Source organism: Pyrinomonadaceae bacterium, from assembly GCA_036277115.1.
Classification (GTDB): Bacteria; Acidobacteriota; Blastocatellia; order Pyrinomonadales; family Pyrinomonadaceae; genus UBA11740.
The window spans coordinates 295,872-310,685 of sequence record DASUNM010000027.1 but is presented as its reverse complement, the minus strand read 5'-3'; the positions used below and the strand labels follow the sequence as shown (position 1 = coordinate 310,685).

At 55.4% G+C, this 14,814-nt stretch carries 16 protein-coding genes; 7 read left to right on the top strand and 9 right to left on the bottom strand.

Translation table 11 applies throughout. The features are described from left to right. Positions 1 to 8 precede the first annotated feature (8 nt). Complete coding sequence (locus VFX97_17765) at positions 9 to 1,553, top strand: O-antigen ligase family protein (protein HEX5705050.1); 1,545 nt, start codon at positions 9 to 11, stop codon at positions 1,551 to 1,553. A gap of 135 nt (positions 1,554 to 1,688) precedes the next feature. Further along, entirely contained in the window at positions 1,689 to 2,465 is a 777-nt protein-coding gene (locus tag VFX97_17760; protein HEX5705049.1) for a hypothetical protein, read from the top strand. A gap of 4 nt (positions 2,466 to 2,469) precedes the next feature. On the opposite strand, the gene VFX97_17755 is transcribed toward VFX97_17760, so the two are convergent. After that, positions 2,470 to 2,874, bottom strand: a complete 405-nt coding sequence (locus tag VFX97_17755) for a VOC family protein (protein HEX5705048.1) — start codon at positions 2,872 to 2,874, stop codon at positions 2,470 to 2,472. 125 nt (positions 2,875 to 2,999) lie between these two features. Here VFX97_17755 and VFX97_17750 point away from each other — a divergent pair, with 125 nt between their 5' ends. Further along, positions 3,000 to 3,539: an LptE family protein gene (locus VFX97_17750; protein ID HEX5705047.1), complete on the top strand. Its 540-nt coding sequence runs from the start codon at positions 3,000 to 3,002 to the stop codon at positions 3,537 to 3,539. Between the two features lie 97 nt (positions 3,540 to 3,636). Further along, positions 3,637 to 4,635 (top strand): DNA polymerase III subunit delta, encoded by a 999-nt coding sequence (gene holA / locus VFX97_17745; GenBank protein HEX5705046.1) that lies wholly within the window; start codon positions 3,637 to 3,639, stop codon positions 4,633 to 4,635. Between the two features lie 243 nt (positions 4,636 to 4,878). Here holA and nusB read toward each other — a convergent pair whose 3' ends face one another. Further along, the gene (gene nusB, locus VFX97_17740; GenBank protein HEX5705045.1) at positions 4,879 to 5,343 is read right to left on the bottom strand and encodes a transcription antitermination factor NusB; all 465 of its coding nucleotides are present in this window, start codon (positions 5,341 to 5,343) and stop codon (positions 4,879 to 4,881) included. A gap of 117 nt (positions 5,344 to 5,460) precedes the next feature. Continuing rightward, positions 5,461 to 5,946, bottom strand: coding sequence for a 6,7-dimethyl-8-ribityllumazine synthase (gene ribH / locus VFX97_17735; GenBank protein ID HEX5705044.1), 486 nt, complete (start codon positions 5,944 to 5,946; stop codon positions 5,461 to 5,463). Positions 5,947 to 6,176: 230 nt separating this feature from the next. Between ribH and VFX97_17730 the strand changes: the two genes are divergently transcribed. The 3 genes from VFX97_17730 (at position 6,177) to VFX97_17720 (ending at position 8,394) form a co-directional block, all read left to right on the top strand. Beyond that, complete coding sequence (locus VFX97_17730; protein ID HEX5705043.1) at positions 6,177 to 7,061, top strand: hypothetical protein; 885 nt, start codon at positions 6,177 to 6,179, stop codon at positions 7,059 to 7,061. A gap of 45 nt (positions 7,062 to 7,106) precedes the next feature. Beyond that, entirely contained in the window at positions 7,107 to 7,913 is an 807-nt protein-coding gene (locus VFX97_17725; protein HEX5705042.1) for a methyltransferase domain-containing protein, read from the top strand. A gap of 238 nt (positions 7,914 to 8,151) precedes the next feature. After that, on the top strand, positions 8,152 to 8,394 hold the full coding sequence (locus tag VFX97_17720; GenBank protein HEX5705041.1) for a hypothetical protein: 243 nt from the start codon (positions 8,152 to 8,154) through the stop codon (positions 8,392 to 8,394). A gap of 181 nt (positions 8,395 to 8,575) precedes the next feature. On the opposite strand, the gene VFX97_17715 is transcribed toward VFX97_17720, so the two are convergent. The 6 genes from VFX97_17715 to VFX97_17690 all read right to left on the bottom strand — a co-directional run bounded on the left by VFX97_17715 (position 8,576) and on the right by VFX97_17690 (position 14,810). Continuing rightward, complete coding sequence (locus VFX97_17715; GenBank protein HEX5705040.1) at positions 8,576 to 9,157, bottom strand: dual specificity protein phosphatase family protein; 582 nt, start codon at positions 9,155 to 9,157, stop codon at positions 8,576 to 8,578. A 49-nt stretch (positions 9,158 to 9,206) separates the two neighbouring features. Next, on the bottom strand, positions 9,207 to 10,250 hold the full coding sequence (locus VFX97_17710) for a hypothetical protein (GenBank protein HEX5705039.1): 1,044 nt from the start codon (positions 10,248 to 10,250) through the stop codon (positions 9,207 to 9,209). 129 nt (positions 10,251 to 10,379) lie between these two features. After that, a complete protein-coding gene (locus tag VFX97_17705) occupies positions 10,380 to 12,791 on the bottom strand; it encodes a M1 family aminopeptidase (protein ID HEX5705038.1) in 2,412 nt (803 codons plus the stop codon). A gap of 48 nt (positions 12,792 to 12,839) precedes the next feature. Further along, positions 12,840 to 13,349 (bottom strand): CBS domain-containing protein, encoded by a 510-nt coding sequence (locus VFX97_17700; GenBank protein HEX5705037.1) that lies wholly within the window; start codon positions 13,347 to 13,349, stop codon positions 12,840 to 12,842. Between the two features lie 34 nt (positions 13,350 to 13,383). Then, the gene (locus tag VFX97_17695) at positions 13,384 to 14,502 is read right to left on the bottom strand and encodes a 2-oxoacid:ferredoxin oxidoreductase subunit beta (protein HEX5705036.1); all 1,119 of its coding nucleotides are present in this window, start codon (positions 14,500 to 14,502) and stop codon (positions 13,384 to 13,386) included. After that, entirely contained in the window at positions 14,499 to 14,810 is a 312-nt protein-coding gene (locus VFX97_17690) for a hypothetical protein (GenBank protein ID HEX5705035.1), read from the bottom strand. Before VFX97_17690 ends, VFX97_17695 begins: the two co-directional genes overlap by 4 nt. Between the last annotated feature and the right edge of the window lie 4 nt (positions 14,811 to 14,814).

Sequence of the window (14,814 nt, the reverse complement as noted above, 5' to 3'; positions counted from 1 at the left end):
CCTAGCGCATGACCCCGTCTCAACGTCTGAAATCGCGTGAGATTGCGCCTGGTCCGCTCGGTGCCTGGCTGGATCGAGCGATCCTGGCGACGCTTTTTCTGTTCGCGTTCGCCGCGCCGATTTCGATCGCGGCGGCGCAGTTTGCGTGGGCGATGGGAATTCTGTTCTGGCTGTTGCGGCTGGCAGTTTGGCCGCGGCCGAAACTGCATCGAACGCCGCTGGATTATCCGCTGCTCGCGTTCTTCATCCTCACCGGCCTTTCTTCGTTTCTGTCTTACGAGCCGCTGGTTTCAATCGGAAAATTGCGCGCGGCGATGCTGTTTACCATCGCTTACCTGTTTGCGCAGAACGTTCGGTCGCCGCGCCTCCTTCGCGCGTTGGTAATCGTGCTGATTTCCGCGGCCGTGTTAAGCGGACTCTTTACCTTCGAAAACTACGCAGTCGGTCGAGGCGTCAAAGTCAGCGACGTACTTCCGAACAGTCCGTTGAGATCGGCGCGCTTCGTCACTCGCGAGAAAAGTGATCCCTCTCCAATCCAGAGCGGCGACACGATTGAAGAGATTAATGGCGAGCACATCTCGAACCCGGACGAGCTTGTCGCCGCGCTCGACCGGACGCCGGTAGACAAGCCGGCGCAAATCAAAATCTATCGGGTCGAGTGGAATCCGATTCTGCGTCTTCCGCGCGCTGGCCTACTGCCCGGCGCATCCGCCGAGGAACGCCTAGGAATCGGATCGTGGAGCCGCGGCCGCGATCGTCGCGCGACAGGTTTCTTCAATCACTGGACAACATACAGCGAGAGCCTGCAATTGCTCGCATCGATCGGGCTTGGCCTCTTGATCGCTTTGCCGCGCAAGCGAAGCAAATGGACAGTTGTCCTGCTCCTGGCGCTCGCGATTATGTGCGGCGCGCTGCTGTTAACGGTAGTGCGTGCGTCCTGGCTCGCCTTCCTTGCGTCCGCAATTTTGATGGCGTTGCTCGGTTTGCGATGGCGCGCGCTAATTATCGTGGGCGCGTGTGCATTGCCGCTGGTGGTCGCGGGACTTTTCTTGCTGCAACAGAAGCGAAATGTTGGGTTCTTCGATTCAAAGGACGATTCTATTCGCTGGCGACAGACGGTTCAGCGTGAAGGTCTGCAACTTTTGAAAAGCAGTCCGCGGCATCTGTTTGTCGGCGTGGGGATGGATTCGATAAAAGCACACTGGCGCGAGTGGAAGCTGTTCGACAACGGTCGGCTGCCTATGGGCCACATGCATTCCGATTATCTGCAAATCGCGCTCGAACGGGGCGTGCCCGCGTTGATCGCCTGGCTTGTTTTGATGGGGCTTTACGCGCGCATGCTTTGGCGGTTGCAGCGACAGCTAGCTAAAGAAAATTGGATCGAACGCGGCGTGGTGCTGGGCGCGCTGGGCGGACTCGTCGGTTTCATGATCAGTGGCCTCGTCCATTACAACTGGGGCGATTCCGAAGTCGTGATGATCTTCTACCTGATCATGGGTTTGAGTTTGGCAGTGGAAAGAATCACTCGCGCCCCTGACCCGCAATTGGGTTGAGCCAGTCTTTACTGCTCCCAAAATAAGAAGATTGCAATACTCGATTCTGCATCCTGCGAGTAGCATGTCACCACTTTTTCAATGCGGACTCGGCAGCAGCCGAGTCACGTCTTAGCAGTGATGGAGGAGCGCATCATGAATCCAAATCCAGGGAAGCAACACGATTCCCGCCGGTCGCTTTTCGGATCGGTCGCGATGATCGGCGTCGTGCTTGTTCTCGCGAATGCTTTGGCGGGTCAGAGCCAGCAAGCTCCGACTTTAAGAATTGTCAGCGAAGACGGCAATCGCTTGCCGTCCATCGTCATTACGGGCGCCAATATTCGCAGCCTACCGGCCGGCGAAACCCAACTTATCCAGAAATTCGAAGGCGGCGATATAGAGGCCGCGCAGACCCAAGCCGGCGGTGGCGTCTGGAAAACAATTAATGGCGGCAAGACCTGGGACCTCCAGAAAACCGGCGCGGGCACATTGGCTTTCCCAACCGGCGGCACCGCCGCGAAGCAAGGGCAAGGCACTTTGGTTCTTACCGGTGGCAATAACGTGGTTTATGAGTTTCGTGATTTGAGCGCCGCTGAATTTGAGCAAGTTTTTATTACCGTTGACGGCGAGAGATTGAGCCTGAGCGGTTCCGGGTTTATGGCTCGGCATCGACCTGCCGATGCGATGAAAAAGTGGCCGTTCAAGCGCTTGCTGATCGCACCCGTTACCGGGAACGGAAAATCAGAAACTGCAATGGGAAAGGTTAAGACTTACACCAACCCGGTAGGCCGGTACACTTGCGAGGCCGGAAAATTCTGTCAATGCAACGGCGTCAAAGACTGTCAGTCGCTGGCTGATGCCAACCAGTGTGCGTCAATGATCAATTGCGATGGCGAACGCGGTAGCCTGAATTGCTACTGCAAAGCGAAATAGTTGTTCACGCCACTTCGCGCGGGACTTCACTCATCAACGCCAGGATGTTTCCTTCTGAGTCTTTAAAGTCCGCGAGCCAAAGATCGTAGGTCGGCATTGGCGCCACGAGATGAGGCTTCACAATGAACTCGATGCCGCGGGCGTTGAAGACTTCGTAGACCTTCTCGATGTCATCGACTTTGTAGTAGATGATCGATGCCGGATGATCGATCTCCGGCCGATCAGCAATGCCGAGCATGATGCGAATGCCGCCGCAGTCAAAAAATGCCATGCCGGGCGGCGCCGTGAAGAGAAATCTCATTCCCAGCATGTCGCGGTAAAAAGCGATCGCGCGGTCGAGGTCCTTAACGTTGACAAAAATCTGCGCGATTTGCGAAAGCGTCGGGCCAATCGGAATGGGCTCGGTCATGCTGTTCCTCGTCTCATCTGAGTGGTCTGGAGATTACCCACCCCGCTAACGCAGGTGGTTCCGACAAGAGCGGCTTCCGTATAACACGCACGCTGACGTATTATCAACGCTCTTTTAAAGACATCATGAAACGAACAATTCGCGCGGCCGTTTTGCTCTTATCTCTGCTATTCGTGTCTGGCTTCACGGAATGCTACAAGCCGGTGACGAAGTCGCAGCTCCCGCCGCACATCAAAACCGTCGCCGTGCCCGCGTTTCAGAACAACGCGCTGCGGTTCAAGATCGAGCATCGTTTCACCGAAGCCGTGATGAAAGAACTGATTCGCCGCGGTCACGGTTTGCGCGTGCAGAGCGAACGCGAAGGCGCCGATGCGGTGGTCGACGGCGTCGTAAAGAGCTTCAATTTTTCCGGCGTGTTGTTGGACGACAAAGCGCGCGCGCGCATCTTTGAGGTGACGATCGTGGCCGCCGTGACGGTGCGTGACCAGCACCAGAACCGCGTACTTTACGACAACCAGAACTTTGTGTTTCGCGGCGAGTTTGAATTCGCGAACGACCCGCGAAATTTCTTCAATGAAGAGGATCCGGCTGTGATGCGCATGTCGCGCAGCTTTGCCGAATCGATTGTCTCGACCCTGGTTAATGGATTTGGCGTGAAGCAGTAGCCGTCAGAATCTGCCCGTCGAGAGAGCGGGCGGTTGATCGTTGATTGAAACCTTCGAGAGTTCAACCATCCGCTACCGCAGATGGTTCTGACAAGAAATGCCTGTACGCAGCCGCAAGGAACTCCTCCAGTCACTCAAGCAAGGAAAGATCGAGCCCGTCTATTTTCTTTTCGGGCCTGAATCGTATTTGCGCGACCAGGCGGCGCGCGCCATTGCCGACGAAGCGCTGCGCGAAACTCTGTTGCGCGAGTTCAACGACTCCACGTTTAGCCTAAGAACCGGCGACGCACGCAGCGCGATTGCCGCCGCGGAACAATTGCCGATGATGTCGCCCCGGCGCGTCGTGCTGATCAGGGATTTCTCAAAGCTGAACGAAACGACTGAAGAAATTCTGCTGAGTTACATCGATCGGCCGGTCGAAACCTCCGTCGTCATCTTCAATACCGATGATTGCGATAAGCGCAAGAAGTTCGCGAAGAGGTTGATGAGCGGCGCGGCGTTTGAATTCCCGCCGCTGAATAATGCCGAACTTTCGGTTTGGGCGAGAACACACCTGGCGGAATTGAAAGCCGATGCCGCGCCCGCGGTCGTAAGTCGCATCGTCGAACTCGTCGGTTCGAACGTGCGGTCCCTGGCCAACGAACTGAACAAGCTCGCCACGGCGGCGCTGCCTTCCGCAAACATCACTTTAGATCTGGTCGAAGAATTGGTCGGGCGTTCGCGCGAGTTGATGAATTGGGAATTGACTGATCACATGCTGGCGCGCAACCGGGCCCGCGCGGTGAAAACCCTGCAACACCTGCTGGATGACGGCGCGCCGCCGGTGATGCTGATCGGTTTGATTGCCAGTACATACCGGCGCATGGCTCTGGCCCATGCGCTGCTTTCAAAAGGCGCACCGCCTAAAGAGATCTTTCGCCAGGTGCCGATGCCGCCGTTCAAACAGTCGAGCTATCTCCAGATGCTGAACCGCGTCGATGGACGCAGAATCGTGCAGCAGATGGTCCGAATTGCGGAAGCAGATCTGGGAATCAAAACTTCCAAAGCAACACCACGCATGCAAGTCGAGCTACTGGTTAACGAGCTGATGCATTAACGTCCTTGGTCAGCCCAAAGGGCTGAAAGAGAGTAGCCGGGGGTTGAGCGCGTCAGCGCGATATCCCCGGATCGCGTTCTATGAATTTCTGACCCTGAAAAGGTCACAGAACTCATCTTGCACCCCTTCAGGGTGCGAATACCACCTGACGCTTCCGGGGGTCTACGCTTCGCTGCGACCCCCGGCTACTTTCTTGCAACCCTGCGGGTTGCGAACGAGATCAATCTTCGATGTTGAATTCCGTCACGACTGGTCTTCCGCTTCCGGTGGGTTATCACTCTCAGTTTCGGGTCGCTCCTGATCCAAATCACGTTTGATAGCGTCGAGGATGCCGTTGATGAATTGGGTAGCTTCGAAGGTCGAGAAGCGGCGCGCTACTTCGAGCGCCTCATTTATTGTGACGGTGCGCGGGGTGGGTTCGTAAAGAAACTCGTAAACAGCGAGCCGGAGGACGTTCCGATCCACAGTGGCCATGCGATCGATGCGCCAGTGTTCAGCGCGCGAACGGATGCGTGCGTCCACCTCTTCAACGTGCGCGAGTGTCCCGACCGCCAGCGCCGTGGCGAACTCGCGTGCCTGCTCGTCCATCTCGTCGTCAGACAATTCAGACCAGAAGGTGCGCGCCAGTTCATCCGGACGCGTCGCCGCTACATCAGCCGCAAAGAGCATTTGCAAGGCGCTCTCACGCGCCTTACGTCTTGAACCCATAACTCAGTGGTCAGTGGTCAGTAGTCAGTGGTCAGTTGCTTGGTTGTAACCCGGCTCGAATCATCTGAGCTCAAATACAACTGACAACTGACGACGGACAACTGACTGAGAAACTCATCACTTCCTAAAAGTGTCCCGGTAAAGATTCACTAATTCAACCGCCGACATCGCTGCTTCGTAACCCTTGTTGTTCTCGTTGTCGCGCGAGCGTTGGTCAGCCTGTCCGACATTGTCGGCCGTAATCACGCCAAACAGCAAAGGCACGCCGGTGCGCAAACTCGCTTCACTGATGCCGCGCGCCGCTGACGCGGCAATGTATTCAAAGTGCGGCGTGTCGCCACGAATTACGACGCCCAGACAAATTACTGCGTCGAACTTGCGCGACTCGGCCGCCTTCTGTGCGCACAAAGGAATTTCAAACGTTCCCGGCACGCGGAACAACTCCACCGCGTCATCCGCGGCGGACGCCTGCTGCAAAGCCTTCTGCGCGCCGTCGATTAGCCGCGAAACGATCGCGTCGTTCCAGCGGCTGGCGACGATTGCAAAGCGAAAGCCGCTCGCATTGAGCAGTTGATTGCGCGGCTGTGATTTTTCTAAAGACAATCTCGTTTTAGGGCTTGCCCGTCGAGTATAGTGACCGTGACTGTGCTTGCCAAACGGTACTGGCGCAGACGTCAGTCTGTGATGTGCCGTGATTACACCGACTGAAGTCTGTGCCACGTGATCGCAATGGTATGATGTGGCGCGATCTTCTACCTCATTTGTCCGAGGCCATCATCGTGAATCTTTCCGATCAATTACTGCCAGTTCTCAGACACCTTACTGCATCCTGCTTGATCACGACTCTGTTCCTTTTGTTAAGTTTCGCACCCGGCGCGCCGAATTCGCGTTCTGTAAGGGCGCAGCGGCGGCAACCCGTCATTGTTTTTGCCGTGTCAGGTGAATCGGGAGAGGGAAATATGGATGCGGTCGCGCTGGTGAGCGGCCGGCAGCTCAGACCGCCCTACCGCGAAGAAAACAAGCAAGACGAGACCGCTTTCGCGAAAAACTATCTCGCGACCGGTAAAACGTATCGTCTGATCTTCGGCGGCGGTGACGCAGGTACCGTCAAGGTTAAGAAATGGAGCGAAGGCTGCAACAACATTCACTCGGAAGTGACCATCGCGGGTGGGCCACAGCTCGGCGGACAGGTGCGAGCGCTTGCGACAAACTCCGATTCACTGGGGAAGCGTGCTTCGTCGCGACGCGCGCCCGGCGCGGAAGAGCGGGCGGCAGTGTTAAAGCTGGTCAGGACGATTTACCGGCAGCGTCGCACGCCGGCGAATCTGCTGGATTCGATCAAAGTGACGAATCTGACGGCGACAGACATCGACGGCGACCGCAAACCTGAATTCGTCGGCAGCTTCATGGTCACCACCCGCGGCCGCGCCAGCGGTGGCAGCGAAGGGCCGATTAACTTTGAACGCGACTTGTTCCTGATTGCGAAAGGCGATGCCTCGTCTGTGCGCGGAGACTTCGTGAAGTTTCAAGCATATCGACCGCCGCCGGAACAATTTCTCTCGAGCATTGATTACGTAGATCAACTCGATGTTGATGGAGACGGCATCGGCGAAGTCTTTACGATCCAGGGCGGCTTCGACGCGTACGCTTACGTGATCTTCAAGAAAGTTGGCGGGCGCTGGCGCGAAGTTTACCAGGGCATCGGCGACGCGTGTTGATACCACCGACCAGCCGCAGATGCAACGTCGACTTAGGATCTCACGATGGACGAACGAGTTGATCTCTTCTACAACGCTTACGCCAACTTTACTAACCAGGTCCTGGCAGCGGTTCGGAAAGAGGCTTTCGGCCACGATATCGGCCAGAACAGTTGGCTGACTGTCGACGAGTGCGATCAATTCATTTCCTGGCTCAACCTTTCAAATGACAAGCATGTTCTGGAAGTAGCGAGCGGGGCCGGCGGACCGGCCCGCTACCTCGCCGATCGCGTGGGTTGTCGCGTAACCGGCATTGACGCCAACGAAAGCGGCGTGGCGACCGCAACTCAAGCGGCTGAATCGAACGGGGCTCACTTAGTTAGCTTTAGGGTCGCGGATGCGAACGCTCGCTTGCCGTTTGCAGACGAATCTTTCGATGCCCTCATCTGTATCGACTCGATGAATCATTTTCCGGAGCGCGAACGCGTTTTTAGGGAATGGCGCCGAGTGCTTCGATCCGGCGGGCGTGCGCTGTTCACGGATCCGGTGGTGATTACGGGCCCGGTGACTAATGATGAGCTGGCGTTGCGCAGTTCGATCGGCCTGTTCTTGTTCGTGCCGCCCGGTATTAATGAACAATTGATTGAGAAAGTTGGTTTTCAACTCGTGCGGCAAGAGGACGTCACGGAAAATGCCGCCCTGGTTTCAGGCCGATGGCACGAAGCCCGTGTGCGATATCGTGAAGAACTGATCAAGATCGAGGGAGAGCAGCGTTTTGAAGATCTTCAGAAGTTTTTCGACGCCGTCCATCGTTTGTCTTCTGAAAAGCGACTATCTCGGGCAGTTTACCTGGTGGAAAAGAGCGTCGACTAACGCAATGCAAATGTTGAGGTTACTTTTGCGCGCTTAACCCGGCTGAATGACTCTTAACCTTTAAGCTTCACCCGCAATAATTCCTCGAGAAATCACCGCAAACGATAAGGCCGGGGTTGAAAATATCGAATCAGGCGTATTCGATCAGTGTTGTGCTAAGCCGCCGAGGTGGCTCGTCCATTTGCAGCAAGAGTATCCGGCGCGGGAGGTGGCGTGTCCGTCCACCTAGTGCTTTTTATTGCTCACAGAAGTTTCTGAAGCAAATAACCACGCCTTCATTGAACTGATCGTAGCACGGTATGTGGTCGATGCCGTGGACGGCGAGACATTGCTCAAACCGCTGATTGTTTCTGACACTACAATCATCGCATTTTTCTTGCAGCGTTTTGGGCTCGGCTTTAACGGTGCGTTGCGCAGTAGGCATAAACGGAGTGCACATCAGCGCGAAGAACAATACGACGCCGATAGAGTAAGAGAGTAGTTTTCTCATGGTGAGCTCCTTTTGAAAATCATGCTAAAGAGCGAATAAGTGGCTTGAGGAAGCGGTTATTAATACAAGCTCCGCGGAAAGTCAATAATCCTGGAGAGGTCTCCGGGTTATGATAATGGACCGACGAGCAACACGCTTGTGTTCCCCCGGTGGCCCCGACGGATGGCGTCCTTTACCTTTGGGCGTTCGACGTCGCGTACCGGCGTTGGTAGAAGGTAAAGACGTATTTCTTCTGCGCTGAGGGGCCGCCGAATAAACCATTCTCAAAATCGTATTTCTTCATCTCTTCCCACACCTGGTTCGCAGTCCAGCCGTCGTGAGTGATGCGATAAACACCGGTCATCGCGCCGGTGCGGTGACGCCCGCCTTTGCAGTGAACATACACGGGCCAGTTTGCGGGGTCATTCACCAGGCCCAGGAAATAAGCGGTCTGTTCCTCCGTGGCCGCGACGCGGGTCTTCATAGGAATCCGGAAAAAGTTCATGCCTAAATCGCGGACTGAGGCTTCTTCGTCCTTCTTGTAGTCTCCGCGCAGGTCGATCACGGTCTTAATTCCGAATTGTTTCAATTGCGCAAACTGTTCGGCAGTCGGTTGCGAACCGCGATAATAGTGATCGTTTACTTTCGCAAAATTCGGGATCGAGATGCCGGGGACTTCCGACATGCGGGCGGTCGGAAAATTCCAAACGACCGCGACCGCGAAGATGCCGATGGCGAGAAGCGCGTAGCGAAGGGTTAGGACTTTTCTAATCATGGCTTTTTGAGACTGCATATACTTACCACAGAGTTAAAGAAGTTCAGAATTACAGCGCCGCCAACGCCTTGATTCGCTCGCGCAACGCCTTCACGAAACCCTTGCGAGTTGCGTCGTCATAGCCTGCGGCGCGAAAAGCGTCGTCAATCTGATCGTCAGAAAGTTCCGCCAGCATCCGACCAATCCAGCGCGCGTTTTCAACCGGAATGTGGCGCATCGCCTTTTCCTTGTTCGCCTGGCTCTTGCCGTAGCTCGGTTTGAAAAGGGAAGCGAACTTACCGGCGCCTTTTGGCGTGGTGTTGTAATCGAACTCGACGACGCCCTTGTCTACGCCGACGATGAATTTACTCGTTTGAAACTCCGGCAGCGAATTCTTGATGCGCTTGCCGCCGAGGCCGCCTACTTTGCCGAGCGTGGCGCCGATGTCGGTGACGACGTAACGCGCTTCCATTTCGCCGGTGGTGGCATGCTTATCGTAAAGGACGCGATTGTTGTCCAACCTCGTGTCGTAGTTCGCGAGCAGCACCATCAAAACCTTTAACCCGTCCAACTCGCGAGTCCCCACGAATGGGTTCTTCAACCAATCCCAAATCGCGCCACGCCTTACGCCCTTACGTCGCGGTTCGAAGCGCGCGCCCCGGACGACGATGCCGTTAATGAATTCATCACCACGCGAAAGCCGCGGCAAGTTCTGTATCTCGGCGCGCTCCAGGTAGTAAGCCTCTTCCGCGAAGTAGCCCATTGCCCACACCATCCGCGTCGCGACCGTTTCGGATTGTGCTTCGACGCCGAACTTCACGTTCCAATTTACGCCGCGCGCATCCTTCACACTGAACTTTGGTGAGGCGCCGGTCGGGTCTTCTTCGACGAAGGTGAACGGTGCTACCGGCACAAGGTCGGCAGCCCCTGGCCCCCACCGCAGGTCGCGTTTGGAGATGTCCCCGGGGTCGCGCCACAAAACCGGCGTGCCGGTTGGCAGCGGCTTCTTGGTCTTGGGCTTCTTAGCTTCTTGCGCGAGCGCAACGGAAGAAAAGACAGCAATAAATGTGAACAGCAGGAACAGTGGTTTCGAAATCCGTGAAAACTGAGTCATGAGAGCTCCAACCTAATCAATTCTTCAAAATGGCCGCACATTATAACTGAAGAGAACAGGTCGAGACAGGGCAGATTCAACTCGAACAAAACAATTGCTTCGCCGGCGAACTATGCCAAAGTCACGTTGTCACTTGCCCACGCGTTTAGTCGACACGTTATCGGCGAGCACCCAGCGATTGGGATCCAACTCAACCTTGGTTGGCCGCGCCGGCAGAGTAATCTGAAACTTTGTCGCCGGGCCGTGCGCGTTAATCGTCACCTCCGCCTCCTGTTTTCCGGCAAACGAAAGCAAAACCGGCAAAATCATGAACCAACCATCGGGCGCGTTCTCCTGTTTTAGCGTACCGCTTAAGAGCGATTTGCCGTCGGGTTGATCCTGAATCTGATACTCCATTTCGTACGACGGGAATTCAGTGCCATGAACATACTGCTCAAAAAACCAATCAAGATTGTTGAGGCCATAGTCCCGACCGATCGGCGATTTGGCAAAATGTTCGTTGGCTACCCGCCGGAAATCGTCGGTTGAAGCGGCGCGGTTTTGAAAACGCTTTACGAAGTCCGTCATCATGACGAAGAAGGCGCCACTTTCACCTGAGGCCGGATCGCTCAGCAGAAAATGCAACATGCGAAGCACCAGCGCGCCTTTGTTGTAGATCAAATTCTGATACGTGCCTTGTGTCTTCCGCGTATTCAGGCGATGACCCAGGATGATCGGTCCGACATCCACCACGCGCCCCTTCCCCAAGCCGGTTTCCGTTAGCGGCGCCAGTCGAAGAGAATTCCGCAACTGAGCCAGGAGCTGGTGTCCGACAGTAGGATCAGTGCGCGTGCCGGTGTAAAGAATCCCTGAGTATTCTGCGAACCCTTCGCTCAACCATTGGTCGCGGTACGATCGCCACGAGACTATATCGCCCCACCATTGGTGGGCGGTTTCGTGTGCGATGAATGCGTAGTAGGTGTACTTCCGATTAAGTTCGTTGGGAGGAATCATCAGCAGCGAAGGGTACCCGAGACCATAACCGAATGGATGATATGCGGCGCGAAATGCCCCGTATGGATAAGGACCGAACCGCTTGGTGAAATACCTCAACGTGTTATCCAATTCGGCGAGTATTACGTTCTCTTTAATGGTTTTTTGATCATCGGGAAGCGAATAAAACTCAACCGAGATGGGATCGCCTACGCCGCCCTGCTCGGACTTCAGTGTCTGTGCATGGCGCCTAAAGGGGGCAAGTGCAAAGGTAAGGGCCGGGATGGGTTGATCGACCCGATAACGTGTTCGCACCACGTCTTTGTCTTCCGCTTCGGGTTCTTCCGAGACTCTCAGACCGGCGCTTGCCACACTCAGCTTTTTCGGGTGGCGAAACGTCAAATCGAATGTCGCGCGATCAAGATAGCCATGCCGCGGAAACCAGGAGCCATTTGTGCGTGGGTAGTGACAATCGGCGACCCCTGTGGCGTCGAACATAAAGTCGCCCTCGAGGGTGAGCTCTAATTGGATTTCGCCGGAAACTTCTGCCGGCAGGAACAAAGTAAAGCTGCCTTCCCAATCTTCCTGGGCGAACGCCAATTCTTTGCCGCCGAGGCGCGCTTCCTTCAAGCGCATCTGTTTGTTGAGACGCCAATTTTCGAACTCTCCCAGGTCTTCGCCGATATCAAACGATATGACGCGCACTTTTGGAGCCAGAATCTTTGCCTTTGCGGTGGCGAAGAGTTTGAGTGCTTTCTTGTGTTCGCGCAAATCGACATTCAGGTCGTAGTGTCTGACATCGACCAGATCAAAGGCGTCAGGGTATATCGCAGTTCCGCGCCGGTAATCCGCTTCCGCGTGGAATGCCATCCATACTTCGTTGTAGTAATAGGTCGATTTGTAACTGAAGATTAAGCCCTTCTCTCCGCCATTAATACCAAAAGTCGAAACCGGAATACGGCTTTGGTGATCGATGAGCAGACTGAACTGTCCACGCTTCCCACCAGCAAACGTGGCGAAGAAAAAGCCGGGGTCCTCCTGATTCAGAATCGACAGGGCAATGCGCGCCGGAAGGTTGGCGCCCGTTTGCTTGAGAATGCGGACATCGTGTTCCTTCGCGAGCTTCGCCGCTTCAGGGTCCGAAGCGGGGACTTCGGATGAGGGCTTGCCGATACGCTCGGCCGTGTCATCGCTGAATCGGAAGACCGCAGTCTTGAAATCCGATTCGACTATGTCGACGCCGAGCAGTCGCTTCACATTATGTTTTTCGAATTCGCTGGGCGGGACCTCTGCGCTTAACTTGCCTTCGCCGATGAACACGGCGCCGGTGACGCGGCCATTTACTGGAGCGGTGAAGTAGAACGTACCGTCAAAGACCAGCTTCGCGCGATCGCGTTGAAACGTCAGAGACTTTGCGGCAACCGCGCCCCCATCCAGGTTGAACGCCTTCACCTGTTCATAGAGCTGTTTGGCGGGGTCGGTGCTGCCGGGTTGCGCGAACGAAGTGCCTGAACAAAGAAAAACGAAGACCAGGGCTGAAAGCTTCAGGCCTCGGTGCAGGGTTGGCAATTGGGGGTGGTACCTCCTGAAGAAATGCGCGTAGTTTTTAAGTTCGCATTACCAGTCTTCTTTGGCGATGTACTTTAGAACGTGCTTGATGGAAGTCACGGCGAATGTGCCGTCGGTCTTGCGCACGGGAATATGGCGATAGCGGCCGACCGACATTTTGCTCAGCGCGGTCGCGACTGAGTCGGTCTCGCGAAGCGTCTCGGGATCGGGGCTCATCAATTCTTTGACGGGTGTGGTCGGGGCGAGCGCTTTCTTACCCGTTAATTTGTTAAGAACGTCACGCTCAGTGAAGATTCCCAGCAACCGTCCATCGTCAATCACCAGCGCGCAGCCGACGTGAGCAGTTCTCATTTTGTCGATCGCTTCGACGGCCGGCGTGTCTGAGGCTACGCCGACGAACTCCTGTTCGATCTGGTTGAGATCGTCTTCCATCACCGAGCGCGCGAGACCTTCAGCGCGATCCGCCCGCGGCACGTCGAACTGACGCAGTGACGTCACGCACTCTACGCAACGATCAGTGCCTTCGATATTGTCGTAACCGCAAGATGGACAGAGCATATGACTTAGATTTCGAAATTCGAAATTCGAATTTTTATTCGACCGTCCACATGTCGCCGCTATAGATCAGTTTGTCGAGAGTGCCCGGGCCGGACTTCGCGATGGCCGAATCAATTTGTTCGGTCATCATCTGATCGTAACTGGGTCGGGCGACCGCACGGAAGATGCCAACCGGCTGCGGAAAATCGGGTTGCTCCATGCGCGCGAGCATGAAAGCGACGGAAGGATCCTCAAGGTTTATGTCATGCACCAGGATGTCGGCTTCGGTGATTCCGTTCTCGCCGATCGTGACTACTTCGGGATGCGCGCCATTCATCCGAATCCCCTGATTTCGATCTTTGCCGAAAATCATCGGTTTGCCGTGTTCGAGATAGAGCACCTTGTCCTGGCGCACGCTGCGCTCAGCAAAGTAATCGAAGGCGCCGTCGTTAAAGATGTTGCAGTTCTGATAGACCTCGATGAAAGAAACGCCTTTGTGCTTTGCCCCCGCCTCGACCACCGACCCCAGGTGCTTCACGTCGATATCGATCGAGCGCGCCACGAAGGTGGCCTCACTCGCAATCGCCAGCGACAGGGGATTCACCGGATAATCAATAACGCCCATCGGCGTAGATTTTGTGCGCTGGCCAAAGACGGACGTCGGACTGTATTGGCCTTTGGTGAGACCGTAAATCCGGTTGTTGAAAAGAATGTAATTGATGTCCAGGTTGCGCCGCAGCACGTGCATGAAGTGATTGCCGCCAATCGAAAGCGCATCGCCGTCACCGGTTATCACCCACACGCTCAGTTCGGGATTCGCGGCTTTGATTCCGGTGGCAATTGCGGGCGCGCGTCCGTGAATGCTGTGAAACCCGTACGTATTCATGTAGTAGGGAAATCGCGACGAACAGCCGATGCCTGAAACAAAAACCACCTTCTCGCGTGGAATGCCGAGTTCAGGCATAACTTTTTGCACGTTGTTGAGGATGGCGTAGTCACCACAGCCGGGACACCAGCGCACTTCCTGATTTGAGACGAAGTCTTTCTTCGTCATCTGACCCGGCGGAGGCGCGATTTGAAAAAGCGCTACGCCGCCTTCGCTTTCCGCCGAAACCGAAGCATCGACGTTCACGCCGTGCCCGTTGCCGTTTGGACCGTTACCTTGTGTGCTCATGATTGCTCCTGAAAACTAGTGCCTCGTTGAACTGCATCCAGCAGCCCAGCCCCACGAGTTCGCGATGGAAGACTTCCAATCCTTCCGTTGTCAAAAACCAAATCAACGTCCGCGGTAAACCGTGGGTAACCATGCGCCGTCAACGCTACAGCGCCGATTACCATGTACTCAATGCCGTTTCGCTCGAGGTCCGAGCCGAGTTGCGTGACGGTTTTGTTCAGCTCTCCTTCGCCCATGAAGTAACGAAGACCTTCCTCAAACGTGTCAACGAAAGACTGCGACTCAATATTTGAAGCGGCTGTTGTCATCTCA

Coding starts and splice junctions, on each gene's coding strand:
- VFX97_17715 (HEX5705040.1), bottom strand. CDS start 9,157: ATGATTAGAAAAGTCCTAACCCTTCGCTACGCGCTTCTCGCCATCGGC.
- VFX97_17765 (HEX5705050.1), top strand. CDS start 9: ATGACCCCGTCTCAACGTCTGAAATCGCGTGAGATTGCGCCTGGTCCG.
- holA (HEX5705046.1), top strand. CDS start 3,637: ATGCCTGTACGCAGCCGCAAGGAACTCCTCCAGTCACTCAAGCAAGGA.
- VFX97_17755 (HEX5705048.1), bottom strand. CDS start 2,874: ATGACCGAGCCCATTCCGATTGGCCCGACGCTTTCGCAAATCGCGCAG.
- VFX97_17710 (HEX5705039.1), bottom strand. CDS start 10,250: ATGACTCAGTTTTCACGGATTTCGAAACCACTGTTCCTGCTGTTCACA.
- nusB (HEX5705045.1), bottom strand. CDS start 5,343: ATGGGTTCAAGACGTAAGGCGCGTGAGAGCGCCTTGCAAATGCTCTTT.
- VFX97_17725 (HEX5705042.1), top strand. CDS start 7,107: ATGGACGAACGAGTTGATCTCTTCTACAACGCTTACGCCAACTTTACT.
- VFX97_17695 (HEX5705036.1), bottom strand. CDS start 14,502: ATGAGCACACAAGGTAACGGTCCAAACGGCAACGGGCACGGCGTGAAC.
- VFX97_17750 (HEX5705047.1), top strand. CDS start 3,000: ATGAAACGAACAATTCGCGCGGCCGTTTTGCTCTTATCTCTGCTATTC.
- VFX97_17690 (HEX5705035.1), bottom strand. CDS start 14,810: ATGACAACAGCCGCTTCAAATATTGAGTCGCAGTCTTTCGTTGACACG.
- VFX97_17760 (HEX5705049.1), top strand. CDS start 1,689: ATGAATCCAAATCCAGGGAAGCAACACGATTCCCGCCGGTCGCTTTTC.
- VFX97_17700 (HEX5705037.1), bottom strand. CDS start 13,349: ATGCTCTGTCCATCTTGCGGTTACGACAATATCGAAGGCACTGATCGT.